At 67.7% G+C, this 1,010-nt stretch carries 1 protein-coding gene; it reads right to left on the bottom strand.

Annotated features, from left to right (window positions below; translation table 11 throughout):
• A partial coding sequence (locus ACQKDV_RS19720) for an efflux RND transporter permease subunit (protein WP_427785904.1) occupies nt 1–1,010 on the bottom strand: 1,010 nt, incomplete at both ends.

Genomic DNA, 1,010 nt, shown 5'->3' with positions numbered 1-1,010 from the left:
TCGCCCTTGCTGCCGGCCGCGCTGAGTCCACGCTGCCAGGCGGCGCGGGCCGCCTATGCAGCATCAGCAGCGTGGCCACCACCACCAGGAACAGCGGCATGCCGGCCTTGATCGAGTTCTGGCCACGTGCCGAATCCTCCACCGTACCACCGGTTTCCAGCAGGTAGCCGTTGGGCAGTTCGGCACGGATGCCGTCCAGCGTCGGCAGGATCTGGTGCACCACGTCCAGCGGCTGCATGCCATCGCTGATATCGGCACGCACGGTCACCGTCGGCAGGCGGTTGCGGTGCCAGATGATGCCATCCTCGAAGCCATACTCCATCGTCGCCACCTGCGACAGCGTGATGCTGCCGCCGTTGGCCGTGGGCATGGCCAGGCTCGACAGCAGCTCCGCCTGGTCGCGCTCATCGGCGGGACCGCGCAGCAGCATCTCGATCTGGCGGTTGCCTTCGCGGTACACGCTCACCGATTGCCCAGCCAGCGAACTGGACAGGAACTGGCTGACCTGTGCACTGCTCACGCCCAGCGCGCGGGCGCGCTCCTGGTCGATCACCAGCCGCACCACCTTGCTCGGCTCGCTCCAGTCCAGGTTGACGTTCATCACGTGCGGGTTCCCGCGCACCTTGGCCTCGACCTGGCGTGCGATGGCCTGCACCTGCGCGATGTGTTCGCCGGACACCCGCAGCTGCACCGGGTAGCCCACCGGCGGGCCGTTCTCCAGGCGGGTCACGCGCATCTGCACGTCCGGGAACTTCGGGATCACCTCGTGCAGCAACCAGTCGCGGGTGCATTCGCGCGACGTGATGTCCTTGGCCAATACCACGAACTGGGCGAAGTTGGTGGCCGGCAGCTGCTGGTCCAGCGGCAGGTAGAAGCGCGGCGAACCGGTGCCCACGTAGGACACGTAGTTGGCGATGCCCTCGCGGCTGGACAGCAGTTTCTCCAGCTTCTCGGCCTGGGCCAGGGCATCGCCATGCTGTTGCGCCTGCGCGGCCTCGCGGCGGACTGCT

Source organism: Stenotrophomonas sp. NPDC077659 (assembly GCF_050268705.1).
GTDB lineage: Bacteria > Pseudomonadota > Gammaproteobacteria > Xanthomonadales > Xanthomonadaceae > Stenotrophomonas.
The sequence above is the reverse complement of the archived record's forward strand: the minus strand, read 5'-3'. Positions and strand labels throughout refer to the sequence as shown.